The sequence below is a fragment of the Variovorax sucrosi genome, assembly GCF_051216635.1.
Taxonomy (GTDB): Bacteria; Pseudomonadota; Gammaproteobacteria; order Burkholderiales; family Burkholderiaceae_C; genus Variovorax.
Genome location: NZ_JBPJZU010000003.1, coordinates 66,348 through 91,934, shown reverse-complemented (window position 1 = coordinate 91,934; position 25,587 = coordinate 66,348). Strand labels below are relative to the sequence as shown.

General features: G+C 67.4%; 25 protein-coding genes and 1 riboswitch. Of the genes, 5 read left to right on the top strand and 20 right to left on the bottom strand.

The features are described 5' to 3' along the window. Nucleotides 1-62: 62 nt before the first annotated feature. From erpA to ACSFBE_RS06355, 4 genes are all read right to left on the bottom strand, one after another. The gene (gene erpA / locus ACSFBE_RS06370) at nt 63-434 is read right to left on the bottom strand and encodes an iron-sulfur cluster insertion protein ErpA (protein WP_435457138.1); all 372 of its coding nucleotides are present in this window, start codon (nt 432-434) and stop codon (nt 63-65) included. Between the two features lie 207 nt (nt 435-641). Next, the gene (gene rpsI / locus ACSFBE_RS06365) at nt 642-1,034 is read right to left on the bottom strand and encodes a 30S ribosomal protein S9 (RefSeq protein ID WP_162569459.1); all 393 of its coding nucleotides are present in this window, start codon (nt 1,032-1,034) and stop codon (nt 642-644) included. Continuing rightward, nucleotides 1,031-1,498: a 50S ribosomal protein L13 gene (gene rplM, locus ACSFBE_RS06360; protein WP_262073483.1), complete on the bottom strand. Its 468-nt coding sequence runs from the start codon at nt 1,496-1,498 to the stop codon at nt 1,031-1,033. Before rplM ends, rpsI begins: the two co-directional genes overlap by 4 nt. Before the next feature lie 230 nt (nt 1,499-1,728). Then, nucleotides 1,729-2,796: a porin gene (locus ACSFBE_RS06355; protein WP_435489544.1), complete on the bottom strand. Its 1,068-nt coding sequence runs from the start codon at nt 2,794-2,796 to the stop codon at nt 1,729-1,731. Between the two features lie 185 nt (nt 2,797-2,981). On the opposite strand from ACSFBE_RS06355, the gene ACSFBE_RS06350 reads away from it, so the two are divergent. Then, nucleotides 2,982-3,914 carry a 23S rRNA (adenine(2030)-N(6))-methyltransferase RlmJ gene (locus tag ACSFBE_RS06350; RefSeq protein ID WP_435489543.1) on the top strand — a complete coding sequence of 311 codons (933 nt, stop codon included), beginning with the start codon at nt 2,982-2,984 and terminating at the stop codon, nt 3,912-3,914. 37 nt (nt 3,915-3,951) lie between these two features. Here ACSFBE_RS06350 and ACSFBE_RS06345 read toward each other — a convergent pair whose 3' ends face one another. From ACSFBE_RS06345 to ahcY, 4 genes are all read right to left on the bottom strand, one after another. Then, a complete protein-coding gene (locus ACSFBE_RS06345) occupies nt 3,952-4,644 on the bottom strand; it encodes a septal ring lytic transglycosylase RlpA family protein (RefSeq protein WP_435489542.1) in 693 nt (230 codons plus the stop codon). Then, nucleotides 4,641-5,474, bottom strand: coding sequence for a methylenetetrahydrofolate reductase [NAD(P)H] (gene metF / locus ACSFBE_RS06340; RefSeq protein ID WP_435489541.1), 834 nt, complete (start codon nt 5,472-5,474; stop codon nt 4,641-4,643). The genes ACSFBE_RS06345 and metF overlap by 4 nt, the downstream gene beginning before the upstream one ends. Further along, nucleotides 5,452-6,252 carry a TlyA family RNA methyltransferase gene (locus ACSFBE_RS06335; protein WP_435489540.1) on the bottom strand — a complete coding sequence of 267 codons (801 nt, stop codon included), beginning with the start codon at nt 6,250-6,252 and terminating at the stop codon, nt 5,452-5,454. Before ACSFBE_RS06335 ends, metF begins: the two co-directional genes overlap by 23 nt. 74 nt (nt 6,253-6,326) lie before the next feature. After that, entirely contained in the window at nt 6,327-7,766 is a 1,440-nt protein-coding gene (ahcY, locus tag ACSFBE_RS06330; protein WP_435489539.1) for an adenosylhomocysteinase, read from the bottom strand. Nucleotides 7,767-7,841: 75 nt separating this feature from the next. After that, nucleotides 7,842-7,910, bottom strand: a riboswitch (S-adenosyl-L-homocysteine riboswitch). A 221-nt stretch (nt 7,911-8,131) separates the two neighbouring features. Between ahcY and ACSFBE_RS06325 the strand changes: the two genes are divergently transcribed. From ACSFBE_RS06325 to ACSFBE_RS06310, 4 genes are all read left to right on the top strand, one after another. Beyond that, entirely contained in the window at nt 8,132-10,081 is a 1,950-nt protein-coding gene (locus tag ACSFBE_RS06325) for a serine protease (RefSeq protein WP_435489538.1), read from the top strand. 144 nt (nt 10,082-10,225) lie between these two features. Continuing rightward, nucleotides 10,226-11,854 (top strand): peptide chain release factor 3, encoded by a 1,629-nt coding sequence (locus tag ACSFBE_RS06320; RefSeq protein ID WP_435489537.1) that lies wholly within the window; start codon nt 10,226-10,228, stop codon nt 11,852-11,854. A 258-nt stretch (nt 11,855-12,112) separates the two neighbouring features. Continuing rightward, nucleotides 12,113-12,901 (top strand): HAD-IIB family hydrolase, encoded by a 789-nt coding sequence (locus ACSFBE_RS06315; protein WP_435489994.1) that lies wholly within the window; start codon nt 12,113-12,115, stop codon nt 12,899-12,901. Between the two features lie 122 nt (nt 12,902-13,023). After that, complete coding sequence (locus ACSFBE_RS06310; RefSeq protein ID WP_435489536.1) at nt 13,024-14,466, top strand: NAD-dependent succinate-semialdehyde dehydrogenase; 1,443 nt, start codon at nt 13,024-13,026, stop codon at nt 14,464-14,466. A 52-nt stretch (nt 14,467-14,518) separates the two neighbouring features. On the opposite strand, the gene ACSFBE_RS06305 is transcribed toward ACSFBE_RS06310, so the two are convergent. The 12 genes from ACSFBE_RS06305 to ACSFBE_RS06250 all read right to left on the bottom strand — a co-directional run bounded on the left by ACSFBE_RS06305 (nt 14,519) and on the right by ACSFBE_RS06250 (nt 25,577). After that, nucleotides 14,519-15,496, bottom strand: a complete 978-nt coding sequence (locus tag ACSFBE_RS06305) for a tripartite tricarboxylate transporter substrate binding protein (protein ID WP_435489535.1) — start codon at nt 15,494-15,496, stop codon at nt 14,519-14,521. A 95-nt stretch (nt 15,497-15,591) separates the two neighbouring features. Further along, the gene (locus tag ACSFBE_RS06300) at nt 15,592-16,533 is read right to left on the bottom strand and encodes a cupin domain-containing protein (RefSeq protein ID WP_435489534.1); all 942 of its coding nucleotides are present in this window, start codon (nt 16,531-16,533) and stop codon (nt 15,592-15,594) included. Then, nucleotides 16,530-17,825: a Zn-dependent hydrolase gene (locus ACSFBE_RS06295; RefSeq protein ID WP_435489533.1), complete on the bottom strand. Its 1,296-nt coding sequence runs from the start codon at nt 17,823-17,825 to the stop codon at nt 16,530-16,532. The genes ACSFBE_RS06300 and ACSFBE_RS06295 overlap by 4 nt, the downstream gene beginning before the upstream one ends. Beyond that, nucleotides 17,825-18,706 carry an alpha/beta fold hydrolase gene (locus ACSFBE_RS06290; protein ID WP_435489532.1) on the bottom strand — a complete coding sequence of 294 codons (882 nt, stop codon included), beginning with the start codon at nt 18,704-18,706 and terminating at the stop codon, nt 17,825-17,827. Before ACSFBE_RS06290 ends, ACSFBE_RS06295 begins: the two co-directional genes overlap by 1 nt. Nucleotides 18,707-18,719: 13 nt before the next feature. Further along, a complete protein-coding gene (locus ACSFBE_RS06285; protein ID WP_435489531.1) occupies nt 18,720-19,895 on the bottom strand; it encodes a pyridoxal phosphate-dependent aminotransferase in 1,176 nt (391 codons plus the stop codon). Next, a complete protein-coding gene (locus tag ACSFBE_RS06280; RefSeq protein WP_435489530.1) occupies nt 19,892-20,725 on the bottom strand; it encodes an SDR family oxidoreductase in 834 nt (277 codons plus the stop codon). Before ACSFBE_RS06280 ends, ACSFBE_RS06285 begins: the two co-directional genes overlap by 4 nt. A gap of 63 nt (nt 20,726-20,788) precedes the next feature. Beyond that, a complete protein-coding gene (locus tag ACSFBE_RS06275) occupies nt 20,789-21,517 on the bottom strand; it encodes a GntR family transcriptional regulator (RefSeq protein WP_435489529.1) in 729 nt (242 codons plus the stop codon). 62 nt (nt 21,518-21,579) lie between these two features. Then, nucleotides 21,580-22,419 carry a TauD/TfdA dioxygenase family protein gene (locus ACSFBE_RS06270; RefSeq protein ID WP_435489528.1) on the bottom strand — a complete coding sequence of 280 codons (840 nt, stop codon included), beginning with the start codon at nt 22,417-22,419 and terminating at the stop codon, nt 21,580-21,582. A gap of 41 nt (nt 22,420-22,460) precedes the next feature. Then, complete coding sequence (locus tag ACSFBE_RS06265) at nt 22,461-23,228, bottom strand: class II aldolase/adducin family protein (protein WP_435489527.1); 768 nt, start codon at nt 23,226-23,228, stop codon at nt 22,461-22,463. Between the two features lie 8 nt (nt 23,229-23,236). After that, nucleotides 23,237-23,995 carry an ABC transporter permease gene (locus tag ACSFBE_RS06260; RefSeq protein ID WP_435489526.1) on the bottom strand — a complete coding sequence of 253 codons (759 nt, stop codon included), beginning with the start codon at nt 23,993-23,995 and terminating at the stop codon, nt 23,237-23,239. Next, a complete protein-coding gene (locus ACSFBE_RS06255; protein ID WP_435489525.1) occupies nt 23,974-24,732 on the bottom strand; it encodes an ABC transporter permease in 759 nt (252 codons plus the stop codon). Before ACSFBE_RS06255 ends, ACSFBE_RS06260 begins: the two co-directional genes overlap by 22 nt. Continuing rightward, nucleotides 24,729-25,577: an ABC transporter ATP-binding protein gene (locus tag ACSFBE_RS06250; RefSeq protein WP_435489993.1), complete on the bottom strand. Its 849-nt coding sequence runs from the start codon at nt 25,575-25,577 to the stop codon at nt 24,729-24,731. The genes ACSFBE_RS06255 and ACSFBE_RS06250 overlap by 4 nt, the downstream gene beginning before the upstream one ends. Nucleotides 25,578-25,587 lie beyond the last annotated feature (10 nt).

Below are 25,587 nucleotides of genomic sequence, written 5' to 3'. Positions count from 1 at the left end.
AGGCAGCAAAAAGCCGCCCGGAGGCGGCTTCTCGGGGATGCCGGGTCAGCGGCATCCAGGCATCAGGCCGAGAAGCTCGAGCCGCAGCCGCAGGTGCTGGTGGCGTTGGGGTTCTTGATCACGAACTGGGCGCCTTGGAGGTCTTCCTTGTAGTCGATCTCGGCGCCGACCAGGTACTGGTAGCTCATGGCGTCGATCAACAGCGACACGCCGTTCTTGGTCATGGTCGTGTCGTCCTCGTTGGTGATCTCGTCGAAGGTGAAGCCGTACTGGAAGCCGGAGCAGCCGCCTCCCTGCACGAACACCCGCAGCTTGAGTTCCGGGTTGCCCTCTTCGGCGATCAGGTCGGCGACCTTGGCGGCCGCGCTGTCGGTGAAGACGATCGGCTCGGGCATCTGGGTCGGGATCTGGATGGTTTCGGCAACGGCGCTCATGGCTTACTCCTGTGGGGTAGGCCGAACGTGCGGCCAATGGAAGGATGCTACTTCAACAACGCAAAAGCCGCCCCGGAGGGCGGCTTCGGCAACGTACGAAGTGCGGATATTCGCGTAGCGAGTCGCTGCAGGGCAAGGCGCAAACCGCAGCCGGACTTGCGTCCGGCGAGGATTTGCAACGCCGCCATGCAGTGGCACAGCAGCGAATTAGCGCTTCGAGAATTGCTTGCGTCGGCGGGCGGAGTGCAAGCCGACCTTCTTACGCTCGACTTCACGCGCATCGCGCGTCACGAAGCCAGCCTGGCTCAGCACCGGCTTGAGCGTCGCGTCGTAGTCGATCAGAGCGCGGGTGATGCCGTGGCGCGCTGCGCCGGCTTGACCCGATTCGCCGCCACCGGCCACGTTGATCATGATGTCGAAGGCTTCGACGTTGTTCGTCAAGAACAGCGGCTGCTTGGCGATCATGATGGACGTCTCGCGGCCGAAATAGGCCTGGATGTCCTTGCCGTTGACCGTGATCTTGCCAGTGCCCTTCTTCATGAACACACGGGCGACGCTGGATTTGCGACGGCCGGTTCCATTGTTCCATTCACCGATCATTTGGCGGCCTCACGTTGGGCATTGGTGGACAAGCCTGCGATTTCCAGGACCTTGGGCTGTTGTGCGGTGTGCGGATGTTCCGCACCGCCGTACACCTTGAGCTTCTTGATCATGGCGTAGCCAAGCGGACCCTTGGGCAGCATGCCCTTGACGGCCTTTTCCAGGGCACGGCCAGGGAACTTGTTCTGCATGTCGCGGAAGTTGGTGGCACTGATGCCGCCCGGGTAACCCGAGTGACGGTAGTACACCTTGTCGATCGACTTGGCGCCGGTGACGCGCAGCTGGGCTGCGTTGATGATGACGATGAAGTCACCGGTATCGACGTGAGGCGTGTAAATGGCCTTGTGTTTGCCGCGCAAACGGAGAGCAACTTCGCTGGCTACTCGTCCGAGGACCTTGTCGGTCGCGTCAATCACAAACCACTCGTGCGTCACGTCAGCGGGTTTTGCGCTGAACGTTTTCATGAGTATCTTTCGACTTTGGTTTGCCCAACCGGAGTTGGTGTGGCTGTGCCCTTTTCCACGGTCGGTTTTCCTCTGATGGGAATCTCTTAGGTGGGGGATCGCGAACCGGAACCGGTTCGCACACCTCGCCGCGGGGCTGCCAAAACGCTGCGAAGCCCGCGATTCTATGACGAAAGGCGGGGTCCGGGCAAGTTCCCTGCCAGCCCGGGGCCAGCAGGGTCAGGCAACGATCAGAAGCGGTGGCGCATGCCCAGACCGAAGCTGTTGCCGTGACTCCGGTCCGTGATCCGGTCCTGCATGAGCACCGCGTACAGGTCGGTGCGCTTCGACAGGAAGTAGTCGTAGCCCACGCTGGCCGTCGTGCGACTGCCGTCGTAGGTGCCTTCGACCTTGGTGCGGGCAATGGCCGCCAGAATGGCGCCGGCGCCCACCGGCACCGACACGCCCAGCGACGTCGTCCTGGCATCGTAATCGGCGATATCGGTCTTGGCACCGCCGTAGGTGACGAAGAATTTGGCGAAGCCCGGGTCGTACGAACCACCGACCATCCAGTCCTTCTTGGTCTCTGGCACGGCCACGCCCGCCACAACGGTCGTCAGCGGCGCCGAGGGGCCCGAGTTCGACACCTGATCGCGCTCGAAATAGGCCGTCGCAGACCACGGGCCGTTGAAATAGAGAACGCTCACACCGACATTTTTCTTGCCGTCGTTGCCCGTGGAGTCGAGCTGTTCGCCGAACTGATACTGGAGCGTTGCCGTCAGCCCGGCGAATCTGGGAGTCGTGTAGAGCACCTGGTTCCCCCAGCCCGTGTCCGAGGGCGTGGTGCGGTGCAGCCAGGCGGCGTTGTTCACGTTCGCATGCAACACCAGCGGCGAAAACGTCGAGGTATCGCCGAAGGGATTGGTCAGGATGGTCGGGATGAAATTCGGTGCCGCGGCACGACCGAGCCGCAACGACCCCAGGCTGCCCGAGAGGCCGACGTTCGCGTCACGCGTGAAGAACGGGTCTCCATTGAAACGCCCGGATTCGCCAGTGTCGACCCGCATGAACGAGGCCAGCACGAAGGTCGCCGACAACCCACCACCGAGGTCTTCGACACCTCGCATGCCAAACCACGATGTCGTGAGGCCGCCGCTTCCCACCTGATCGACGCGCCCGGGCGCACCCGCCATTCGGACGGAGCCGATGAAGGCGTCGGCCAGCCCGGTCAGGGTCACAGAGGACTGGGCATAGGCAGGGCCAGCGACAGCAGTGGCGATGGCCGTGGCGATGGCAATGAGGCAGGAACGTCGGAGCATGAAGGCAGTGTTACAAAACTTGAGCAATGTGAGAATGCATTCTCGACTCGCAAAATCGATCCCGTTGTTTTCGCATCACGGCACGGGGGCAAAATCGACAGTCCGGAATTCGTCTCCCGCCTCTCTTGTGGAATGCAATAGCGGCTGGTCGAGCGATCGTCACCTTTCTCTCAGGCACCATTCACATGTTCAGCTACCGCCACGCCTTCCATGCCGGCAACCACGCCGACGTGCTCAAGCACACGGTGCTGATCGCCACGCTCGAGCATCTGCTCGAAAAAGACGCGGCGCTCACCGTGGTCGACACCCATGCCGGTGCCGGCCTCTATCGGCTCGACGGCGACTACGCCGACACCAGCGGCGAGGCCGCGCAGGGCGTGCTACGGCTGCTGCAACCGCCGCCCGTCGCGCCTGGCGCCAAGAAGAAGACAACCACCGAGGCCGCCGAAGCGCCGCTGGCCGACGCCATCGCTCGCTATCTCGCGGTGATCGCCGACTTCAATCCCAAAGGCGGCGCCAAGGTCTACCCTGGCTCTCCCTTCATCGTGCAGCACCTGCTGCGCGAGCACGACCGGCTCAAGCTCTTCGAGCTGCACCCGACCGATTCGCGCACGCTCGACGCCAACATCGCGCAGCTCGAGGCCGGCCGGCAGATCGCCGTGTTCAGCGAAGACGGCTTCGGCAGCGCCACCAAGTTCCTGCCACCACCGTCGCGCCGCGCCCTGGTGCTGTGCGACCCGAGTTACGAGCTGAAGAGCGACTACGGACGTGTGCTGGACTTCGTCGGCGAGGCGCTCAAGCGCTTCGCGACCGGCACCTATGCGGTTTGGTACCCGATCATTCCGCGGCCCGAGGCCCACGACCTGCCGCGTCGACTCAAGACGATGGCGACCAAGGCCGGCAAGTCCTGGCTGCACGCCACGCTCACCGTCAAGTCGAGCAAGATCGTGACAGCGCCGACAGGGGAAACGCGCCGGCCTGGGCTGCCCGCCAGCGGCATGTTCCTGATCAACCCGCCCTACACGCTGAAGGCGCAGATGGCGGCCGCGCTGCCGCAGCTGGTGGAACGTCTGGGGCAGGACCGCAACGCCGCCTTCTCGCTCGACGCCGGCGGCTGAGCGCCGCGTCCCCATTGCGTCTCCGTTTCGCCGTGGGCTACCTGCGCAGGCGCGCCGGTACCGGGCGCTGCGGCGCGGCCTTCGGTGGCGACTTCGCCGCGCGTGCCGGCTCGGCATCCAGCGCCGGCTGCAGTGCAGCCACGTCGGCTACCGTGCCATTGCAACGCATGCCCGACTCGTCGATGACATGCAGGGAGACCTGCTTGATCCCCGTGCTCACCATGTCCAGCGCCTCCGCCGCCGCGCGGCTCAGGTCGATGATCCGGCCGGAGGCGAAGGGCCCGCGGTCGTTGATGCGCACCAGCACCTCGCGCCCGTTGACCAGGCTGCGCACGCACACGACGGTGTTGAAGGCCAGCGTGCGGTGGGCCGCGGTCATCGAGCCCATGTCGAAGCGCTCGCCGTTGGCCGTCTTGCGCATGTGGAAGCCGATGCCATACCACGACGCCCCACCGCGCTGAAAGATGGTCTTCGGTGGCCCATCGCCCGGCAGTCCATCGTCGGACGGGAGTTCGTCCTTGTCCGATGAGAAGAGGTCGTAGCGCACCGACGGCACCGCCGAGCGTGGGCGTGCCCCCGGGGGCACGGCCAGCTCGCGGGTGAGCGGCTTCAGGCTGGGCGGCGCCTCGTCCTGGCCCCGCTGCGGCGGCACCGTGCAGCCCGCCAGCAGCCCGGCGAGCAGAGCCGCACCGCCCACACGCCAGCGCACGCCGGCAGCGGCCCAACTCATGTGTTGGCGCCGAGCCGCTCCACCAAGGCGAGCGTGGCGACGGATTGATTCATCGTGTAGAAGTGCAGCGCGGGGGCACCGCCGTCGCGCAGCTGCTCGCAGAGACGCGTCACCACATCGAGGCCGAAGGCCCGGATCGAGGCCGTGTCGTCACCGTAGCTCTGCAGGCGCAGCCGAATCCAGCGTGGAATCTCGGCCCCGCAGGCGTCGGAAAAGCGCATGAGCTGCGTCGAGCTGGTGATCGGCATCACGCCGGGCACGATCGGCGTCGCGATGCCCAGCTTGCTGCATTCATCGACGAAGCGGAAGTACGCATCGGCGTTGAAAAAGTACTGCGTGATGGCCGAGTCGGCGCCGGCGCTCACCTTGGCGGCGAAGGCGCGAAGGTCCGCCTCGGGCGAGCGGGCCTGGGGATGCACCTCGGGGTAGCAGGCCACCTCGATGTGGAAGTCGCGACCGGTTTCTTCGCGGATGAAGGCCACCAGGTCGCTTGCGTACTGGAATTCGCCGCCGGCACCATAGCCGCTGGGCAGGTCGCCGCGCAAGGCCACGAGGCGCTTGACGCCCATCGCCTTGAGCTCGTGCAGTTGTGCCCGCACGGTGGCTTTCGTTGCGCCGATGCACGAGAAATGGCTGGCGGCGTCGACGCCCTCTTCCAGGATCTCGCGCACCGCCGCGAAGGTGCCTTCGTGCGTCGAGCCGCCAGCGCCGTACGTGACCGAGCAGAACTCGGGCCGCATGGCATAGAGCTGCTGGCGCACCCCGCGCAGCTTGACCGCGCCTTCGGGCGTCTTCGTCGGGAAGAACTCAAAGCTCAGGGGTAGTCGCATGAGCGGCTCCTGCGTGGCCGTCGGCGTGAACGGCATGGATGAAGAACTCTCGGTTGCCGTCGCCGCCCTCGATCGGGCTGTCGAGCCAACGCACCACGCGCAGGCCCAACGCGGCGCAGGCGTCGCGCAGCCGCTGCTCGACGATCGGGTACATCGCGTCGTCGCGCACGATGCCGCCCTTGCCCACCTGCCCCGGTTGCAGCTCGAACTGCGGCTTGACCAGCATCAGCAGGTCGCCGCCGGCCGCAAGAAACGGCACCACGGCCGGCAGCACCAGCGTGAGCGAGATGAAAGACAGGTCGCCGACGATCAGATCGAAGGCGGTGTTCTCGTCCTCGGGAAAATCGTCGGCCGTCAGCGCACGCGCGTTGATCTTCTCGATCGCGGTCACCCGCTCGTCGGCCCGGATGCGGTCGTGCAGTTGGCCGTGGCCCACGTCGATGCCGACCACATGCACGGCGCCGTGCTGCAGCAGGCAATCGGTGAAGCCACCGGTCGACTGGCCGATGTCGAGGCAGCGGCGGCCCGACGGGTCGATGCCCGTCGCAGCCAGTGCGCCGTCGAGCTTCAGTCCGCCGCGCGACACGTAACGCGACTCGGCCGCATCGACCAGTTCGAGCTCGGCCGATTCGGGGATGTCGTCCCGGTTCTTGCCGACGCTGCGCCAGTCGGCGCCACTGCCGGCATCGCGCCAGCGCAGTCCGCCCGCGATGAGGCGGACGGCTTGGGAGCGCGAGGCTGCCAGGCCGCGTTCCACCAACAATTGATCAGCACGCATGAGCGAAGCGCCGGGCCGCCCCAAGCGCGCTCGCACCGCAATGCGAAGCATGGAGGTCTTTCACGTCCGCGCAATCAGTAGCGGTACGTGTCCGCCTTGTACGGACCCGCTTTGTCGACACCGATGTAGGCAGCTTGCGCGTCCGTCAGTTCGGTCAGCATCGCGCCGACCTTCTTCAGGTGCAGGCGGGCGACCTTCTCGTCCAGGTGCTTGGGCAGCACGTAGACCTTGCCGGCTTCGTACGCGTCGGGCTTGGTGAAGAGTTCGATCTGGGCAATGGTCTGGTTGGCGAACGACGACGACATCACGAAGCTCGGGTGGCCGGTGCCGCAGCCCAGGTTCACGAGGCGGCCCTTGGCCAGCAGGATGATCTTCTTGCCGTCGGGGAAGGTGATGTGGTCGACCTGCGGCTTGATCTCTTCCCACTCGTACTTTTCGATCGAAGCAACGTCGATCTCGTTGTCGAAGTGGCCGATGTTGCAGACGATCGCCTGGTCCTTCATCGCGGCCATGATGTCGTGCGTGATCACGTCCTTGTTGCCGGTGGTCGTCACGAAGATGTCGGCCTTGTCGGCGGCGTACTCCATGGTCACGACCTTGTAGCCTTCCATCGCGGCCTGCAGGGCGTTGATCGGGTCGATTTCAGTCACCCACACCTGAGCGCTCAGCGCGCGCAGCGCCTGTGCCGAGCCCTTGCCCACGTCGCCGTAGCCGGCCACGCAGGCGACCTTGCCGGCGATCATCACGTCGGTTGCGCGCTTGATCCCGTCGACCAGCGATTCGCGGCAGCCGTAGAGGTTGTCGAACTTGCTCTTGGTGACCGAGTCGTTCACGTTGATGGCGCGGAACAGCAGCGTGCCCTTGGCCGACATCTCGTTCAGGCGGTGCACGCCGGTGGTGGTTTCCTCGGTCACGCCAATGATCTCGGCCGATTTGCGGGTGTACCAGGTGCCGTCCACGGCCAGCTTGGCCTTGATCGCGGCGTAGAGGATGCGTTCTTCCTCACTGGTCGGGTTGGCGAGCACCGATTGATCCTTCTCGGCGCGCTGGCCCAGGTGCATCAGCAACGTGGCATCGCCGCCGTCGTCCAGGATCATGTTCGGGCCTTCGCCCTTCGAGCCCTTGGGGCCGAAATCGAAGATGGCGTGGGTGTAGTCCCAGTAGTCGGTCAGTGACTCGCCCTTGATCGCGAACACCGGCGTGCCGGCGGCAGCGATGGCGGCAGCGGCGTGATCCTGCGTCGAGAAGATGTTGCACGAAGCCCAGCGGACTTCGGCGCCGAGGGCCTGCAGCGTCTCGATGAGCACCGCCGTCTGGATCGTCATGTGCAGCGAACCCGTGATGCGCGCGCCCTTGAGCGCCTGGCCCTTGGCGAATTCCTGGCGGATGGCCATGAGGCCAGGCATTTCGGTTTCGGCGATGCGAATTTCCTTGCGGCCCCAGGCAGCAAGGGACAGGTCCGCAATGGCTTGGTCGGCATTGGCGACGGGGGTGGGCTTGAGAACAGCGTTCATGAGAACTCCAAAGCTGGTTTGACGACTGCCGCTGCACTCGGGAGGTTCGACCGGAAATGGACTCACCGCGAGAACAGCGGATGAGCGTGGTTGCGATGGGGTCCGAGCCTCACGCCTGATGGCGCTGCAACGCTCCTCGGAAGAAGGATTTTAACCGCCTCGCACGGCGCCGCTTCAAAGCCGTCGAAATCTCGGTCAGGCGACGCCCATCGATCGAGTGTCGGTCAGCCGCGACGGTTGTGCTGCCGAACTGTGACAAATTGCACGACCGGAGACGCCGTTCGAAATCGTTCTGCCACCGCGCCACGCGGCTTCGGGAGGCCACTGGAAAATCTTCGGTCTAAGCATTTCAAATTGGCGGAAGCATGCAGCGCAAGTTCAGGATGGGTTGGGGGATGGCGATGGCACTGTCGGTGCTCATCGCAGGGTGCGGAGCCGGCGGCGGCGACAGCACGCCGTCCGGTGCAACCGGCACGTCTACGCAGGCGGCAACTTCAAGCACAACGGCCCTCACCGAGCCGGCCCTGATTGCGTCCAAGGTGCAGACCGCCGAAGGCGCCGCAGGCGACGTCGACCCGTTCAAGGACCGGCCGACCGCAGGCCGCCCCGTGCCGCGTCAAGTGCTGCTCCCGGCGCTGCCGACCGACAGTGCTGATCTGTTGAAGTCAGCCCCGGCGATCTTCGGCATCGCCCGACGGATCGGCGTCGCCCGTCCGGTGGCGGACACGTCCACCACGGGCGCGACAACTGCTGCGATGGGCTGGTCGCCGGCCGAGGACGGTGGCAAGTCGACCGCCCTGCGCTTCTCGTCGCCCGGCGCCAAGGGCGTCCGCCTGGGACTGCGCGTGGAAAGCCTGCCGCCGGGGACCATGGTCCGCTTCTATGGCGACGCCGACACCAAGATGTACGAGATCTCTGCGCACGAGATTCTCACCGTGATCCAGCGCAATCTCGATGCCGGCGACACCAGCGACAACGCACGCATCTACTGGTCGCCCAATCTGGGCGGTGAAGCGCTCACGATCGAAATTCAGGTGCCTGCGAACGCAGCGACAGCGGAGGTCCGCGTGGCCGTTCCACTGCTGTCCCATGTCAGCGTCGATATTCGCAAGTCCGGCACTCTGGAGAAGGTCGGCGAGGCTGGCAGCTGCAATCTGGATGTCAGTTGCACGACACAGTACGACGGCGTGAGCAAGTCAGCCGCCCTGATGGACTTCATGAAGGACGGCGCCAACTACGTGTGCACCGGAACGCTGCTCAACGACCGCATGTCGACCGGCACCCCGTACTTCCTGAGTGCCAACCACTGCATTTCCAATCAGACGGTGGCATCGACGCTCTTCACGCTCTGGTTCTACCGCTCCGCCAGCTGCAACAGCACGCAGGTCAACCCCGCGGCGGTCGCGATGACTTCCGGCGCGACGCTGCTCTACGCGGCGGCCGCGACCGATACCTCGTTCATGCGCCTGAACTCGCAACCGCCGGCCGGCGCCGTGTTTGCCGGCTCGAGTCCCTTCGGGCTCGGTCTGTACGACCAGGTGTACGGGGTACATCATCCGCATGGCGACTTGCAGAAGTACAGCGTCGGCACCTACCTTGGGACCGCCAACTGCAGCACGACCAGCTGCATCTCGTCGAACCAGAGCAACGCAGGCTTTCACTCGGTCACTTGGTCGCAAGGCGTGACTGAAAGCGGCAGCAGCGGCTCCGGACTGTTCCAGCGCCTCAACGGCAACGACTATCTGGTGGGCCAACTGCTCGGCGGCTCCTCCGCCTGCAGCAACCCGATTGGCCCGGACGTCTACGGGCGCTTCGACCTGGCGTTCAACGCCTCGCTGCAACAATGGCTGAACATTCCGTCGACGACACAGCGCACGGCGGTCTATCGGTTCTACAACAAGGCCACGGATACGCATTTCTACACATCGAGCGTGCAGGAACGCGATCTGGTCATCACCAAGATGCGCAACTACAACTACGAAGGTCCGGCCTTCTTCGCGTTTGGCGCCCAGGCCGCTGGCACGAGCCCGGTACATCGGTTCTTCAACACCCGCAACGGAACGCATTTCTATACGATCAACGATCAGGAACGCGCGCAGGTGCAGGCCAGCCTTCCCTGGTACCAGTACGAGGGCGTGACCTGGTACGCGAACACCTCGCCGACTGCGGCCGCAACACCGATGTTCCGGTTCTACCGTCCGCAAGCGCAGACGCACTTCTACACAATCAACGCAAGCGAACGGGACATCGTGCAGCAAACGCTGTCGCAGTACCAGTACGAAGGCGTCGCCTACTTCGGCTGGACTGGCCCCTGAGGTGTCGGCGGCGGCTTCCCGCCGCCGACGCAAGACCGACGCCCACCCGGACCGGGTGCGCTCGCTAAAATCATCGGCTTTGCGTAGCCGCCGCGCCGTGAGCGCCACGCGCTCACTGTTCTTCGCGCGCCCCGCGTTCACGCCATGACCTTCGAATCCGAAACCCGCCGCCGTCGCACCTTCGCGATCATTTCCCACCCCGATGCCGGCAAGACCACGCTGACCGAGAAGCTGCTGCTGTTCTCGGGCGCGATCCAGATCGCAGGCTCGGTCAAGGCGCGCAAGGCGACGCGGCATGCCACGTCGGACTGGATGGAGATCGAAAAGCAGCGCGGCATCTCGGTGGCCTCGTCGGTCATGCAGATGCTGTACCGCGACCACGTGATCAACCTGCTCGACACGCCCGGCCACAAGGACTTCTCGGAAGACACCTACCGCGTGCTGACGGCGGTGGACTCTGCGCTGATGGTGATCGACGCGGCCAACGGCGTCGAAGCGCAGACGCGGCGGCTGATCGAGGTCTGCCGCCAGCGCGACACGCCCATCATCACCTTCGTCAACAAGATGGACCGCGAAGTGCGCGAGCCGCTCGACATCCTCGACGAGGTGGAGCGCGAGCTCGGCATGCCCTGCGTGCCGATGACCTGGCCGGTCGGTCAGGGCAAGAGCTTCCGCGGGATCATGAACCTGCGCACGCAGGCGATGACGGTGTTCGAGTCGGGCAAGGAACGCCTGTCGGACGACTTCGAAACCATCCCGCTGAGCGATCGCGACACGCTGACGAAGCGTTTCGGCGCCGACTTCGAATCGGCCATGGACAGCATGGAACTGGCCACCGGTGCCTCGCCGAGCTGGGACCGTGCAGCCTTCCTCGCCGGCAAGCAGACGCCCGTGTTCTTCGGCTCCGGCGTGAACAACTTCGGCGTGATGGAAGTGCTCGATGCGCTGGTCGACCTCGCGCCGCAGCCACAGTCGCGCATCAGCACGACCCTGGTCAACCGTCAGCCGGTGGTGAAGGAGATCCTGCCCGAGGACAAGGACTTCGCCGGCGTGGTCTTCAAGGTGCAGGCCAACATGGACGCCAACCACCGCGACCGCATCGCCTTCGTCCGCATGGCGTCGGGCAAGTACACGCCGGGCATGAAGCTCAAGGTGCAGCGCACCTCGAAGGAACTGCGCCCCACCAGCGTCGTGACCTTCATGAGCCAGCGCCGCGAGGCGGTCGAAGAGGCCTATGCGGGCGACATCGTCGGCTTCACCACGCACGGCGGCGTGCAGCTCGGCGACACCATCACCGACGGCGCGAACCTGATGTTCACCGGCCTGCCCTTCTTCGCACCCGAACTCTTCATGACGGTGATCCTGAAGAACCCGCTGCGCACCAAGCAACTGCAGCAGGGCCTGGCGCAGCTGGGCGAAGAAGGCGCGATCCAGGTCTTCCGTCCCGAAATCGGCGGCCCGATGCTGCTGGGCGCCGTCGGGCAACTGCAGTTCGAGGTCGTGCAGCACCGCCTGAAGGCCGAGTACGACGCCGACGTGCGGCTCGAAGGCTGCCAGTACACCGGCGCGCGATGGATCACGGCCGACACGCCGGCCGAGCTGCGCGACTTCGTCAACGCCTACCCGGCGCGCATGGCGCTCGACGCTGCGAACACGCTGGCCTACCTCTGTACCTCGCCGTACGACGTGCGCCTGGCGCAGGAGCGCTTTCCGAAGATCCATTTCCATCCGCTGCGGGAGCACGCGGGGCTGGCGCTGCAGACGGCGGGGTGATGTGACCCCCACGCTCGGCACTGCCGTGTCCTCGCTGCCCCCCCGAGGGGGCGCAGCCCGCCTTGGGGCGGCCCGGCGGCGGGCTGATGTGACCCCCACGCTCGGCACTGCCGTGTCCTCGCTGCCCCCCGAGGGGACGCAGCCCGCCTTGGGGCGGCCCGGCGGCGGGCTGATGTGACCCCCACGCTCGGCACTGCCGTGTCCTCGCTGCCCCCCGAGGGGGCGCAGCCCGCCTTGGGGCGGCCCGGCGGCGGGCTGATGCTGCCGCTTGCACAGTGGCCGGCCGCGGCCCGCGGCGGATTGCTCGGCGTCTTCACCGACATCGACGACACGCTGACCACCGATGGCGCGATCACGCCCGATGCGCTGCAGGCGCTGGCCGACCTGAAAGCCGCCAGCCTGCACGTCGTCGCCATCACCGGGCGCCCGGTCGGCTGGAGCGAGCCCTTCGCGACCGCCTGGCCGATCGATTCGATCGTGGCAGAAAACGGCGCGGTCGCACTGGTGCGGCGCGGAGACGGCACGCTCGCCAAGCGCTACCAGCAGGACGCCGCTGTGCGCGCCGCCAACTTTGCCCGCATGCAGCAGGCGCTGGCGCGCATCGAGCGCGAGATGCCCGGCGCGGTGCGCGCCACCGACTCGCCCGGCCGCGAATGCGACATAGCCATCGACCACAGCGAGTTCGCGCACCTGAGCGAGGCGCAGATCACCGAAGTCGTAGCGCGCATGCGCAGCGAGGGCATGCACGCCACGGTGAGCAGCATCCACATCAACGGGTGGTATGGCGACCACGACAAGCTCGTCGGGGCGCGCTGGATCGTGCGCGAGCTCTGGGGCCGCGACCTCGATGCCGAGATGGACCGGTGGGCCTACGTCGGCGACTCCACCAACGACCAACTGATGTTCAAGACCTTCGCGAACAGCATCGGCGTGGCCAACGTGGCGCGCTTCGTGCCGCAACTGAACGATCTTCCGCGCTACCTGACGCAGGGCGAGCGTGGCGCAGGCTTCGCAGAAGTCGCTGCCGCCGTGCTGGCGGCACGCTGACGCGTTCGCTCCCATTGGCGTAGCATGTCGAAGTTCGGCCCTGCGCCGACGCTGTGGCGGCGACTCCGCCAGATCCCACGCCCACCTCTTTCCATCCTCCGTTGTCCGACGAAAGACGCCTCATGACCACTTCCTACCCCGCCACCCAGCTGCTCATCGCCAATGAGTGGGTCGATGCCAAGAGCGGCAAGACGCTCGACGTTCGCAACCCTGCCACCGGCCAGGTGATCGGCCAGGTCGCGCACGCCGGTATCGCTGACCTCGACCGCGCGCTTGCCGCGGCTCAGAAGGGCTTCGAAGCCTGGCGCGACGTGCCGGCCAACGAACGCGCTGCGATCATGCGCCGCGCGGCCGGCCTGATCCGCGAACGCGCCGACCAGATCGCACCACTGCTCACGCAGGAGCAGGGCAAGCCGCTGGCCGAAGCCCGCGGCGAAGTGCTGGCCGCTGCCGACATCATCGAATGGTTCGCCGACGAAGGCCGCCGCGTGTACGGCCGCATCGTGCCCTCGCGCAACCTGGCGGCGCAGCAGCTGGTGATGAAGGAACCTGTCGGCCCCGTCGCCGCCTTCACGCCGTGGAACTTCCCGATCAACCAGGTGGTGCGCAAGCTCGGTGCCGCGCTGGCGGCCGGCTGCTCGTTCCTGGTGAAGGCGCCGGAAGAAACGCCCGCATCGCCGGCGCAACTGATCAAGGCCTTCGTCGACGCCGGCGTGCCGGCCGGCACCGTGGGCCTGGTCTTCGGCGACCCGGCCGAGATCTCGAACTACCTGATCCCGCATCCGGTGATCCGCAAGATCACCTTCACCGGCTCGACCCCGGTCGGCAAGCAGCTCGCCGCCCTGGCCGGCGCCCACATGAAGCGCGCAACGATGGAACTGGGCGGCCACGCCCCGGTGATCGTGGCGGAAGACGCCGACGTCGTGCTGGCCGTGAAGGCCGCCGGCGCCGCCAAGTTCCGCAATGCCGGCCAGGTCTGCATCTCGCCGACCCGCTTCCTGGTGCACAACAGCCTGAAGGCCGAGTTCGCGCAACTGCTGGTGAAGCATGCACAGAGCCTGAAGCTCGGCGACGGCCTGGCCGAAGGCACGACCCTCGGCCCGCTCGCCAACGACCGCCGCCTGACGGCCATGGCCAAGGTGGTGCAGGACGCGCAAGCCACTGGCGCCAAGGTCGCGACCGGCGGCGAGCGCGTGGGCAGCACCGGCAACTTCTTCGCACCGACGGTTCTGACGGATGTGTCGCTCGACTCCGACATCTTCAACAACGAACCCTTCGGCCCGATCGCCGCCATCCGCGGCTTCGACACGCTGGACGAAGCCATCGCCGAATCCAACCGCCTGCCTTTCGGCCTGGCCGGCTACGCCTTCACCACCTCGATCAAGAACGCGCACCAGCTGGCGCGTCGCGTTGAAGTGGGCATGCTGTGGATCAACCAGCCCGCCGCGCCTTCGCCGGAAATGCCCTTCGGCGGCGTGAAGGATTCGGGCTACGGCTCGGAAGGCGGGCCGGAGGCTGTGGAGGCCTACCTCAACACCAAGGCGGTGTCGATCATGGCGGCCTGATCGCCTACCGCCCCCCGGCATGAAAAGCCGCTACCGCGAGGTAGCGGCTTTTTTATTGCCCCTTCGCCAACCCCAGCTTCTCGATGATCACCTTCTCGCGCGCCACCGTGTCCTGCGCGAACTGGGCGTATTGGGCGCTGCTCTTGTAGTCGGGCAGCATGTCGTACTTGCCCAGCGCGGCGACGTAGCTGGGCTCTTCCATCGCCTGCTTGAAGGCGTCGTGCAGCTTCTTGACCACCTCGGGCGGCGTGCCCTTGGGGGCGCCGATGCCGAAGGGCGAGTTCTGGACGATGTCGTAGCCCAGTTCCTTCAGCGTGGGCGCGTCGGGGAACTTGGCCAGGCGCTTCTCGCCCCAGGTGTTGAGCACGCGCAGCTTGCCGGCCTCGACCTGCGGCGCGAAGCCGGTGCTGTCGGCACCGGACATCAGCTGCCCGCTCTGCAGCGCGAGCATCAGGTCGGCGCTGCCCTTGTAGGGAATGTGCTGCAGCTGGATGCCGGCCTGCTGCGCGATGCGCTCGGTCGTGAGGTGCGGGCTGGTCAGCGTGCCGGTCGAGCCGTAGCTCAGCTTGCCCGGGTTGGCCTTGGCGTAGTCGACGAAATCCTTCCAGGTCTTGAAGGGGCTGTCGGCCGGCACCACGATGCCGAAGGCATAACCGGTGACGTTGATGACGTAGCTGATGTCCTTGATCGGGTCCCAGTTGATCTTGGTGGTGTAGCCCAGGCGGAACACGCCGAGCGGGATCTGCGCCACGGTGTAGCCGTCGGCCGGTGTGCCCTGCAACGCCTGCGCGGGCAGCGTGCCGCCGGCACCGGGCTTGTTGTCGACGATGACCGGTTGGCCCAGGATCTTGCTGGCGTTGTCGGCCAACTGGCGCATCGTGATGTCGGTGGGGCCGCCCGCCGGAAAGGCGATCACGAGCTTGATCGGCCGGCTGGGGAAGGCCTGCGCCTGGGCCGCGAACGGCGCGAGCAGTGCGGCGGCGCTGGCCAGCGCCATGGCGCCAAGAGAGACGAGGGAACGACGTTGCATGAAAGAGCTTCCTGGAGACGGATCGAAAAGCCGCCATTGGGCCGATGCACGCTGTCCGGCGCAATCGGTGAAGTCCCGCGGCGGTCGCCTACGCGTCAGCGCCCCAGGAACTCGAAACCCATGGTGCGCGCGTGGTAGTGCAGGCCGCCGTCCTGCACGATGAGGAAGCGCGCCATCGTCTCGCCCTCGTTGTGGTGCGAATGCGGTGCGCCGGGCGGCGTGACCAGCGTCGCCCATGGCGTCCACGGGCAGCGCACGCCATCGACCATCGAGTGGCATCGCGCCCCCTGCACCGCCAGCGTGATTGCCGCCGAGTTGTGGCGGTGGGCACGCTGGTGCGTGTGCGGCGCCAACGTGTTGAAGCTCAAGGTCAGCGTCGGCGTGAGATTGCGCGCCGCCGCCTGTCGCGCCGACGAGAAGATGAGCGCCCGGCCGGAAGTTTCGTCGCTGGTGCCCATGGAAAAGATCAGCGCGAACTGCCGCTCGATCTCCTCGGCCGTGCAATGCACCAGGTCGACCTGCGCGTCGTTCGGTGCGGCCGGCTGCGCATGCTCGAAAGCCAATTGCGGCTCGTTGCCCACCGCCCAGAGCAGCACGTCCGCACCCGCAGCATCGAGCCGGTAATCCGGCGCGCCAGGCAGCAGGAAGACGTCGCCCGCCGCGAAGTCGAAACCTTCGCCAGCGCTGTGCAGGTGCCCGGCGCCAGCGATCACGTACCAGACCACGCCCGTTGCGCGCAGCGGCATGGCCAGCGACGTGCCGGCCGCCATCTGCACGTAGCGCGCCAGCATCAGCGGCGTGGTCGCCGGGAAGTCGCAGCCAAGCGCCGGCGACTGGTCGCAATCGAACACGCCGTAGCGCCCGGCCGCGGGTGGCGCAAAGGCCTGCGCCGGCACCGCGGGCAGCTTGACGTTGAAGGCATTGCCTGAGTTGAAGAAGCGGGCGCGCGACTGCGCGGCGCTGGTCGGTGCCTGCGCGTGCTGCATCGGCAGGTCGGCCATGTCGGGCGGCTCGGCCAGGGGTTCGGACGGGCTCATCGCATCGATCCTGCGTCTGGCACGGCATGCGGCAGCAGCACCTGCAGCAGCACGTCCGCGCCAGCGGCCACATGCGCCGGCTCGGCCCACTCGTGCTCAGCATGGCTCACGCCGCCACGGCACGGGATGAAGATCATCGCGCTCGGGCACAGCGGCGCCAGGTGCCGCGCATCGTGGCCGGCCGCCGACAGGATCGGCATGTGCGACTGGCCGATCCGCTCGGCGGCGTCGGCGATCGCCTGCTGCAGCGCAACGTCGAAGCCGTTGGACGGCGCGTCGACCAGTGGCATCACGCGCGCCTGGCAGGGCGCGGCGTGCCGCAAGCACAGCGCGGTCAGCCGCACACCCAATGCATCGAGCACCGCGTTGTCCGGGTGGCGCAGATCGATGCGCAGCGTGACGCGCGCCGGCACCACCGACGGCGCGTTCGGTTCGACCTGAATCCGACCGATGGTGAACTTCACCCGCGCGTCGTGGCCGCCGATCTCGGCATAGAGCGCGCTCGCAATGCGGCTGAACGCCGCGAGCGCGTCGCGCCGGTCGGCCATCGCCAGCGTGCCGGCATGGCCGCGCTCGCCGTCGATCACGACATCGAAGGTCTTCTTGCCCTGGATGCCCTCGACCACGCCGATGACGCGCCCTTGCGCTTCGAGCAACGGCCCCTGTTCGATGTGGGCCTCGACATACGCCGCGACCGGAAAGCCGAGCGGGCGACGTCGCAGCGCGGGGAACGCCGCATGCAGCGCATCGAGCGCATCGGCCACCGACACACCGTCGGCGTCTCGCGTGGCACGGATCGACGCCAGGTCGCGCACGTCGGCGAAGGCTTCGGAGCCCATCATGCCGGGCGCGAAGCGCGAGCCCTCCTCGTTCATCCAGGCGACGCACACCAGGTCGACCGGTGGGCGCACGCCGCGCTCGGCCAGCGTGACCAGCACTTCGAGCGCCGCCACCACGCCGTAGACGCCGTCGAAACGGCCGCCGCCGGGCTGGCTGTCGAGGTGGCTGCCGGCAAGCACGGGCGGTGCGTCGCGGTCGGTGCCGGGCAGCGCGATGAACAGGTTGCCGGCCGCATCGGTCGCGGGCTCCAGGCCGCAGGACTGCGCCCAGCCGAGCATCACGCGCCATGACGCGATCTCTTCCGCGCTGAGCGCCTGCCGGTTCACGCCGCCGCCGGGCGTGGTGCCGCATTGCGCCAGCGCCATGAGCCGCGCCCACAGCCGCTCGCCATCGATGCGCCAGAGCGCCGGTGCCTCGCGCGTTGCCACCGATGCCGATGCCGATGCCGCCATCAGTCGGTCTTCATGATCTGGCTGGGCAGCGCGCGCGGGTCGCGCACCCTCCACTGCCCGGCCTCGACCTGCGCGAAGAACTCGGCGAGCAGCGCGTTGAAGGCAGCCGGCTCCTCGAGGTTGAGCGTGTGGCCGGTCTTGGGCATCACCGCCAGGCCGCAGGCCGGCACGGTCTTCTTGAGGAAGATGCCGGGCTGCAGGCAGTGGTCGTCCTCGTCGCCGACCACCACCAGCGAGGGCACCGGCATCACGCGCAGCTCGGACTCGAGGTCGTAGATCGACGGGCGCCGCGCCTGCACGCCACGCATGGTGTTGGCCGCGCCTACGGCGTCGTGCTCGCCAAGCCAGGTCGCGAACTCCTGCCAGCCGCGCGGGTCCTTGTTCTGGAACTGCACGCGGCTCGCGCCGAGCGAATAGGTGCGCGCGAATGTCTCGGCGCCCTGCGCCTCGAACTGCTTGGCGACCTCCATCGACACGCCGCGGAAGTAGGCCTCGTGTTCCTTCTCGGCGCCGTAGCCTGCGCCGGCGATCACCAGCGATGACGCACGCGCGGCATGGCGCAGGCCGAAGTGCAGCGTGGCGAAGCCGCCCATCGACAGGCCGACGATGTGCGCCTTGGCGAGCCCCAGCGCGTCCATCACCGCGGCGATGTCGTCGGCCGCCGTGGCCTGCGAATAGCGCTCGACGTCGGCCGGCACGTCCGACGGCGGATAGCCACGCGCGCCGAAGGTCACGCACTGGTGGCGCCGCGCGAAATAGCGCATCTGCGGCTCCCAGCTGCGGTGGTCGCCGCCGAACTCGTGCACGAAGACGATCGGCGTGCCGCTGCCGGCGGTCTCGTAGTACAGGCGAACGCCGTCGGGGGTGGTGGCGAAACTCATCGTCGCTCCTCGGTCAGAACAGCGCCGCCGTGGCCGGCAGCGTCTTCGCACGCGCGACCGCCTGCGGCAGCACGTCGCACAGCGCTTGCGCCCAGGCCTTGGGCACGGTGGTTGAAATCTTGATGAAGCGGTGGCCGAAGCGCGGCGTGTGGTAGGTGCCCTGGCGCACCATGATGTCGTGCTCGCCCAGCGCGGTGACCAGCGCCTCGGGCGTCACGCCCGCCTTGCTGCACTCCACCACGATGAAGTTGGCCTGCGAGGGGAACACCGGCACCTCGAAGCCCGGCAGGCGGGCGAAGGCGTCGACGATCATCCGCTGGTTCTCGCGCTGCTTGGCGATCACCTCGGCCATCCATTCGTCCTTCACCGCGAGGCCGGCGATGGCCGCGCGCTGCGCCAACACGCTGGCACCCAGCGGGGCCTGCGAATGCGGCAGGATGCGCGCCAGCAACTCGGGTGCGGCGACGAGCGCGCCCAGGCGCAGGCCGGCCAGGCCCAGCCACTTCGAGAAGCTCACGATGGTCACCGTGCCTTCCGGGTAGAAGCGCGAGGCCAGCGTGTGGCTGTCGGCGAAGTCGCGGTAGGTGCAGTCGTGGATGAGGATCGCGCCGATCTCGCGCGCCCGCGCCGCAAAGGCGCGGATCTCGTCCTCGGCGTAGGTGGTGCCCAGCGGGTTGTTCGGGTCGACCAGATAGATGACCGCGGTGTCGGCATCGGTCGATGCGGCGAGCGCCTCGGCCGACAGCTTGAAGCCGTATTCGGGCCCGTAGATCGGGATCTCGGTGATCGTCGAGCCCGCCTTGGCGGCGAAGCCCAGCGGCCACTTCCAGCCGGGGTCGGTGGTGACGAAGCCCTTGCCGGCCACGCAGAAGGCGCGGCAGGCCAGCGCCAGCGCAGCGACCGCGCCATCGGTGACGACGGCCGACTGACCGGGCACGCCCAGGTCGGCCACGATGGCCGCGCGCAGCGCCTCCATGCCCAGCGGCGGCGCGTAGGCGTGGAAGCTTTCGTCGTCGATGGCGTCGTGCAGCGCCTGGCGCACGGCAGGGTGCAGCGGGAAGTGGTTGGTGTTCTGGCCCAGCCACATCAGCGCGGGATTGGAGAACAGCCGGTCGAAGTACTGGTTGCGGGATTCCGCATCGGCTGTCACCGATGAGGCCACCGGCGCGGCTTTCAGGACCGCGCTCACGCCGCCACCTTCCGCGCCTGCTCGGCCGCCATCGCCTTCTTGCTGGTCTTGATGATCGAGCCGCGTGCGGCGATGCCGCCGTCGATGGTCACCACCGTGCCGGTGATGTAGCCCGCGCGCGGCGAGGCCAGGAACACCATCAGCTCGGCGACTTCCTCCGGCGTGGCCGGCCGGCCGCCCGGGTAGTTGTCGAACAGCTCTTCCCAGCGGCCTTCGTCGCCGTGCGTATCGAGCGACCGGCGCTTCATGAGCTTGACCATGCGGTCGGTGGCCACCGGGCCGGGGTTCACGCCCACCACGCGGATGCCGTCGTCCAGGCTCACGCCGCCCAGCGCCCGGGTGAAGGCCATGACGGCGGCGTTGCCGGTGGAGCCGGCGATGTAGTTGGCGTCCCAGTTCTCGCCGGAGTTGCCGATGTCGTTGACGATCACGCCACCGCCCGCGGCCTTCATGCGCGCGTAGTAGATCTGGCTGAGCTCCATGTAGCCCAGCACCTTGAGCTGGAAGCCACGGCGCACGGCGGCGAAGTCGAGCGACTCGATCGGGCCGGCGGGAATGTCGCCCGCGTTGTTCACCAGGATGTCGACGTGCCCGGCCGCTTCGGCGAGCTGCGCCATGGCGCCGTCGGCAACCAGGTCCATCGGATGGATCTGCACACGCACCGAATGGGTCTTTTCGATGTCTTCCTTGGCGGCGGCCAGTGCCGCGCCATCGCGTGCGGCCAGCTGCAGGTGGCAGCCTTCGGCCGCGAATGCATGGGCGGCGGCCAGGCCGATGCCCTTGGAGGCGCCGGTGACGAGCACGGTCTTGCCTTCGAGTTCGAGTTTCATGGCGTGATGTCCTGGGATGCGGTCTGTCGATGCGGGGTCAATGGGAAAGGGAAAGAGCGTGCGTCATGCGGTGCCCGTGTCCTGCTCGGTCAATGCGGCGACCAGGTCGACGATGTCGTCCTCGAGCAGGCTCACATGGTCGATGGCGGCGCTGAACGCGGCCTTCGGGTCGTTGCGCGTGATGGCTTCGAGGATGGCGCCGTGTTCGCCGATGGTCGCGTGCATGCGGCCGGGCTGGAAGGTGACGTAGCGGCGGTACACGCGCACCCGCTTGCGCAGCGCACGCGTCTGGTCGGCCAGGTACTGCGTGTTCGAGGCTTCGTACAGTGCGTCGTGGAAGTCCTGGTTCACGTCGTAGAAGCGCGAGTGGTCGCCCGAGGCCAGGATGCCGGTCAGGTCTTCGTGCAGGGTGTTCAGGCGCTGCTTCTGCGCCTCGGTGGCGCGGCGCGCCGCAAACTTGGCGCACAGGCCTTCCATCACGGCCATCATCTGGAACATCTCGATGAGCATCGGCAGCGAGATGCGCGCCACGCACACGCCGCCCTGGCGGCTGCGCAGGTCGACCAGGCCGGTGGCGGCCAGCGCCTTGAGCGCTTCGCGCACCGGCGTGCGAGAGACCTTGAAGCGCTCCGCCAATTCGGCCTCGTCGAGCCGCGTGCCGGGCTTCATCACGCCGCTGACGATCAGGTCTTCCAGCGTGTCCTTGATTTCGTCGGAGAGCGTGGCGCCCTTGCCGCGCTGTCGCTCGCGCAGTGCCGAGGGCTCCGCCATGTCGGGGGGGTTGGACTCCATGCGTTGTGCCTTCTTTCTTGTGGTTGTCGTCGAGACGGATTCGGTGGCGGGCCGGCGGTGATTCAGAACGGCCGGTCGCCGGCCACGGTGGTGCGGTGCATCACGCGGCGGTACGCGTTGTCGTCGTACGGCGTGGCGCGGTGCATGGTGCAGCGGTTGTCCCACACCAGCAGGTCGCCGGCCTGCCACTGGTGGCGGTAGCTGAACTCGGGCGAGATGGCATGCGCGTTGAGCTCGGCCAGCAGCGCAGCGCTTTCGTCGGCGGGCAGTCCGTCGATGTGCTTGACCACGTCCTCGCCCACGTAGAGCGAGAGGCGCCCCGTCTCGGGATGCGTGCGCACCAGCGGGTGCACCACGTCGGGCGTGGCGGCCAGTTGTTCGGGCGTGAGCGGGTTGCGGTCGGCGAAGGCCTTGCCGTAGTAGTTGGCGTAGCTGTGCGTGGCCGTCATGGGGCGGATGCGCGCCTTCATGCCGTCGTCGAGCGCCTCGTAGGCGGCATGCATCGACGCGAAGAAGGTGTCGCCGTCGACCGGCGGCACTTCCAGCGCGTAGAGCAGCGCGCCCATCGAAGGCTCGGCCTTGTACGAGAGATCGGAATGCCAGTTCCAGCCCTCCTTGTGGTTGCCGATGGGCTTGCCGTTCTCCGACACATTCGACAGCACATACACCTCGGGATGCTCCTTCTTCAGGAACTGCGTGAGCACATGGCCCAGCAGCGGACCGAAGCGGCGCGAGAAGGCGACGTGCTGCGATTCATCGATGCGCTGGCCGCGAAACAGCAGCAGCGAACGCTGGTTGAGCGCGTCGCGCAGCACCGCGAAGTCGTCGTCGCTCACAGGCTCGCGCAGGTCGATGCCTTTGACTTCGGTGCCGATGAAGGAGGTGAGGTTCTCGAGTTGCATGGTCGAACGGGGTTGTCGGTTTGAGGGAAAGACGTCGGCGCTCAGAGTCGGTAGTCGGGTTGGGTGCGCTCCAGCATGCGCAGGAAGGCCGGCCACTCGCGCGTGCCGGGCGGCCGGATGTCGCCGGCGAATTCGGTGAACTGGCGCGCCGCCAGTGCGCTCACTTCAGGCTGCGGGACCACCAGCGCTTCGCCGGGCGCGAGGCCGCCCTGGGCGAGCAGTTGCACCTTGGCCGCCTTCTCGAAGTAGTACATGAGGATGAAGGCTTCGGGGATCGTGCGCCCCACGGTCAGGATGCCGTGGTTGCGCAGCACCAGGGTGTTGTGCGCGCCCAGGTCGCGCACCAGCCGCTCGCGCTCGCCGGTCTCCAGCGCCACGCCTTCGTAGTCGTGGAAGGCGGTGTGGCCCTGGTAGCGCATCGCGAACTGGCTCAGTGGCGCGAGGCCGTTCGGCATCGCCGCGATGGCGGTGCCGGCGTCGGAATGCGTGTGCAGCACGCACAGCGCGTCGGGCCGGCCCGCATGGATGGCGCTGTGGATCACGAAGCCGGCCTGGTTGACCTCGGCCTCGGTGTCGTCGACCTTGTGGCCGTCGAGGTCGATCTTCACCAGCGACGACGCCGTCACTTCCGAGAACAGCAGCCCGTAGGGGTTGATGAGGAAGTGGTGCTCGGGCCCCGGCACACGCGCCGAGATGTGGTTGTAGATCAGGTCGTCCATGCCGAAGTGCGCCACCAGCCGGTAGCAGGCGGCGAGCTGCACGCGCAGTTCGGCTTCGGTGTCGGGGTAAGCCGCGGGATTCGTTTTCATCCCGGCCATCAGCGCCACCACACCAGTTTCTGGTCGATCCACACGAGCACACCGTAGAACACCATGCTCGCCATCGAGGCCACGAGCACCGCCGCCCACACGCTCAGCAGGTCGACCTGCTGGGTCGACTCATAGATCATCCGGCCGAGCCCGGCGTAGGCACCGAGCATCTCGCCGACGATCGCCACGATCATGCTGCGCGGCACGCCGATGCGCAGCGCGGTGACCACCGACGGCATCGCCACCGGCAGCCGCAGGCGCCACACGATCTTCAGCGGCCCCGCGCCGAAGCTGCGCATGAGGTTCACCGCGGACAGGTCGGCCTGCTTCAGGCCGTGCAGCGCGTTCACCAGCATGGTGAAGCCGACGGCGAGCGCCACCAGCGCCACCTTCGACGCCGCGCCCAGGCCGAACCAGATCAGGAAGAGCGGCGCATAGGCCACCGTCGGCACGGCGTTCACCGCCACCGCCAGCGGCATCACCAGGCGCTCCAGTGGCGGCGCGAGCAGCAGCAGCACGGCCAGCAGCAGGCCGAGCAGGTTGCCCAGCGCATAGCCACCCAGCGCCTCGCCCAGCGTGGCCATCAGCGCCACCGAGAGGCGACCGGCGTCGCCGAAGGCATGGCGCACGATCGAGTGCAGGCTGGGCAGCACGAAGGGCGGAATCCGGAAGAGTGCGATCGCGCCTTCCCACACCACGAGCAGCACCGCGATGCTCAGCAGCACCGGCACCACGCGCTGCGCCATCAGCTTTCGCTGCGCCACCATACGAGCCTCCTTTCCACAAAGGTGAGTGCCCCGTAGAGCAGCGCACCCATCAGCCCGCAGGCGAACATCACGACCCAGAGACGCACCACGAGGTCGGCGTTCATGGCTTCCATCAGCATCACGCCGAGGCCCACGGTTTCGCCGAACCATTCGCCCACCACCGAGCCGATCAGGCTCAGCCCGATGGCCACGCGCAGGCCCACCATGATCTGCGGCAGCGCCGAGGGAACCGCCAGCTTGAAGAACATCACAAGCCCGCTGGCGCCGAAGCTCTTCATCAGCGCCACGCGCTGCGGGTCGCAGGACTTGAGGCCGCGCAGCGTGTTCACCGTCACCGGGAAGAAGGTGAGGAAGAAGGCCGTCATGACCTTGGCCAGCAGCGAGTTGCCGAACCAGATGACGATGAGCGCGCCGAAAGCCACCACCGGCACCGTCTGCGACACCACGAAGAGCGGGAACACCGAGCGCTCCATCCAGCGCGAATAGGTGAAGACGGTGCCGCAGGCGCAGCCAAAGAGCGCGCCCAGCGCGAAGCCGAGCACCGTCTCGAGCAGCGTGCGGCCGAAGCTGCGCAGCAGTTGCGGCCAGACCGACCAGGCGTCCAGCGCGATGGCGCTGAGCGCCGGCAGGTAGCGCGGCGACGGCGCGAAGGCATGCACGCACGCCTCCCACAGCAGCGCGAGGCCGACGAAGGCCAGCACCGACGTGGCGAGCGCACGCTGCGACGACGCCGTCACGAGGCCGTGCCCTCCTGCGCGAAGGTCTTCTGGCTTTCTTCCTCGATCTCGGCCAGCAGCCGCTGCTTGATGCCGATGAACGCGGGCGACAGCACGATCGACGGGTCGCGCGGACGCGGCAGGTCGATCACCGTCTCGCTCTTGACCGTGCCGGGACGCGCGGTCATCACCAGCACCTTGTCGCCCAGCACGATGGCCTCGTCGATGTCGTGGGTGATGAATAGCACGGTGCGGCGGTGGCGCGCCCAGAGGTCGAGCAGCCAGTGCTGCATGCGCGTGCGCGTCAGTGCGTCGAGCGCGCCGAAAGGCTCGTCGAGCAGCAGCAGGTCGCGCTCGAACAGGAAGGTGCGCATCAGCGCCACGCGCTGGCGCATGCCGCCGGAGAGCTGGTGCGGGTAGTGGTCGGCAAAGCCGGAGAGGCCGAACTCCGGCAGCATGGCCCGCGCACGGTCGCGCGCTTCCTTGCGCGGCACGCCTTCCACCTCGAGCGCGAGGATCGCGTTGTCGAGCACGGTGCGCCACGGAAAGAGCAGGTCGCGCTGCGGCATGAACGACACCTTGCCGAGCAGTTGCCCGTCGCGCTGCGGCGCGCCGCCGAACAGCAGCGAGCCGTCGCTGTCGGGCGGCAGCAGGCCCGCGATCATGTTGAACAGGGTCGACTTGCCGCAGCCCGACGGTCCCACCAGCGTGACGAACTCGCTCTTCGCGATCTGCAGGTTCACGCCCGACACCGCCACCGTCTGGGCCGGCGCTTCGCCGAAGCGCTTCCAGACGTTGACCAGTTCCAGCATGGGCACGGCACCGGCTGCGCTCGGGGCCGCGGGCGGCGTCACTTCATGGGGCATGAATTTCACG

Bases quoted from the DNA above. Each gene is read 5' to 3' on its own strand.
- erpA (WP_435457138.1), bottom strand. From the start codon at position 434: ATGAGCGCCGTTGCCGAAACCATCCAGATCCCGACCCAGATGCCCGAG.
- rpsI (WP_162569459.1), bottom strand. From the start codon at position 1,034: ATGATCGGTGAATGGAACAATGGAACCGGCCGTCGCAAATCCAGCGTC.
- rplM (WP_262073483.1), bottom strand. From the start codon at position 1,498: ATGAAAACGTTCAGCGCAAAACCCGCTGACGTGACGCACGAGTGGTTT.
- ACSFBE_RS06355 (WP_435489544.1), bottom strand. From the start codon at position 2,796: ATGCTCCGACGTTCCTGCCTCATTGCCATCGCCACGGCCATCGCCACT.
- ACSFBE_RS06350 (WP_435489543.1), top strand. From the start codon at position 2,982: ATGTTCAGCTACCGCCACGCCTTCCATGCCGGCAACCACGCCGACGTG.
- ACSFBE_RS06345 (WP_435489542.1), bottom strand. From the start codon at position 4,644: ATGAGTTGGGCCGCTGCCGGCGTGCGCTGGCGTGTGGGCGGTGCGGCT.
- metF (WP_435489541.1), bottom strand. From the start codon at position 5,474: ATGCGACTACCCCTGAGCTTTGAGTTCTTCCCGACGAAGACGCCCGAA.
- ACSFBE_RS06335 (WP_435489540.1), bottom strand. From the start codon at position 6,252: ATGCGTGCTGATCAATTGTTGGTGGAACGCGGCCTGGCAGCCTCGCGC.
- ahcY (WP_435489539.1), bottom strand. From the start codon at position 7,766: ATGAACGCTGTTCTCAAGCCCACCCCCGTCGCCAATGCCGACCAAGCC.
- ACSFBE_RS06325 (WP_435489538.1), top strand. From the start codon at position 8,132: ATGCAGCGCAAGTTCAGGATGGGTTGGGGGATGGCGATGGCACTGTCG.
- ACSFBE_RS06320 (WP_435489537.1), top strand. From the start codon at position 10,226: ATGACCTTCGAATCCGAAACCCGCCGCCGTCGCACCTTCGCGATCATT.
- ACSFBE_RS06315 (WP_435489994.1), top strand. From the start codon at position 12,113: ATGCTGCCGCTTGCACAGTGGCCGGCCGCGGCCCGCGGCGGATTGCTC.
- ACSFBE_RS06310 (WP_435489536.1), top strand. From the start codon at position 13,024: ATGACCACTTCCTACCCCGCCACCCAGCTGCTCATCGCCAATGAGTGG.
- ACSFBE_RS06305 (WP_435489535.1), bottom strand. From the start codon at position 15,496: ATGCAACGTCGTTCCCTCGTCTCTCTTGGCGCCATGGCGCTGGCCAGC.
- ACSFBE_RS06300 (WP_435489534.1), bottom strand. From the start codon at position 16,533: ATGAGCCCGTCCGAACCCCTGGCCGAGCCGCCCGACATGGCCGACCTG.
- ACSFBE_RS06295 (WP_435489533.1), bottom strand. From the start codon at position 17,825: ATGGCGGCATCGGCATCGGCATCGGTGGCAACGCGCGAGGCACCGGCG.
- ACSFBE_RS06290 (WP_435489532.1), bottom strand. From the start codon at position 18,706: ATGAGTTTCGCCACCACCCCCGACGGCGTTCGCCTGTACTACGAGACC.
- ACSFBE_RS06280 (WP_435489530.1), bottom strand. From the start codon at position 20,725: ATGAAACTCGAACTCGAAGGCAAGACCGTGCTCGTCACCGGCGCCTCC.
- ACSFBE_RS06275 (WP_435489529.1), bottom strand. From the start codon at position 21,517: ATGGAGTCCAACCCCCCCGACATGGCGGAGCCCTCGGCACTGCGCGAG.
- ACSFBE_RS06270 (WP_435489528.1), bottom strand. From the start codon at position 22,419: ATGCAACTCGAGAACCTCACCTCCTTCATCGGCACCGAAGTCAAAGGC.
- ACSFBE_RS06265 (WP_435489527.1), bottom strand. From the start codon at position 23,228: ATGAAAACGAATCCCGCGGCTTACCCCGACACCGAAGCCGAACTGCGC.
- ACSFBE_RS06260 (WP_435489526.1), bottom strand. From the start codon at position 23,995: ATGGTGGCGCAGCGAAAGCTGATGGCGCAGCGCGTGGTGCCGGTGCTG.
- ACSFBE_RS06250 (WP_435489993.1), bottom strand. From the start codon at position 25,577: ATGCCCCATGAAGTGACGCCGCCCGCGGCCCCGAGCGCAGCCGGTGCC.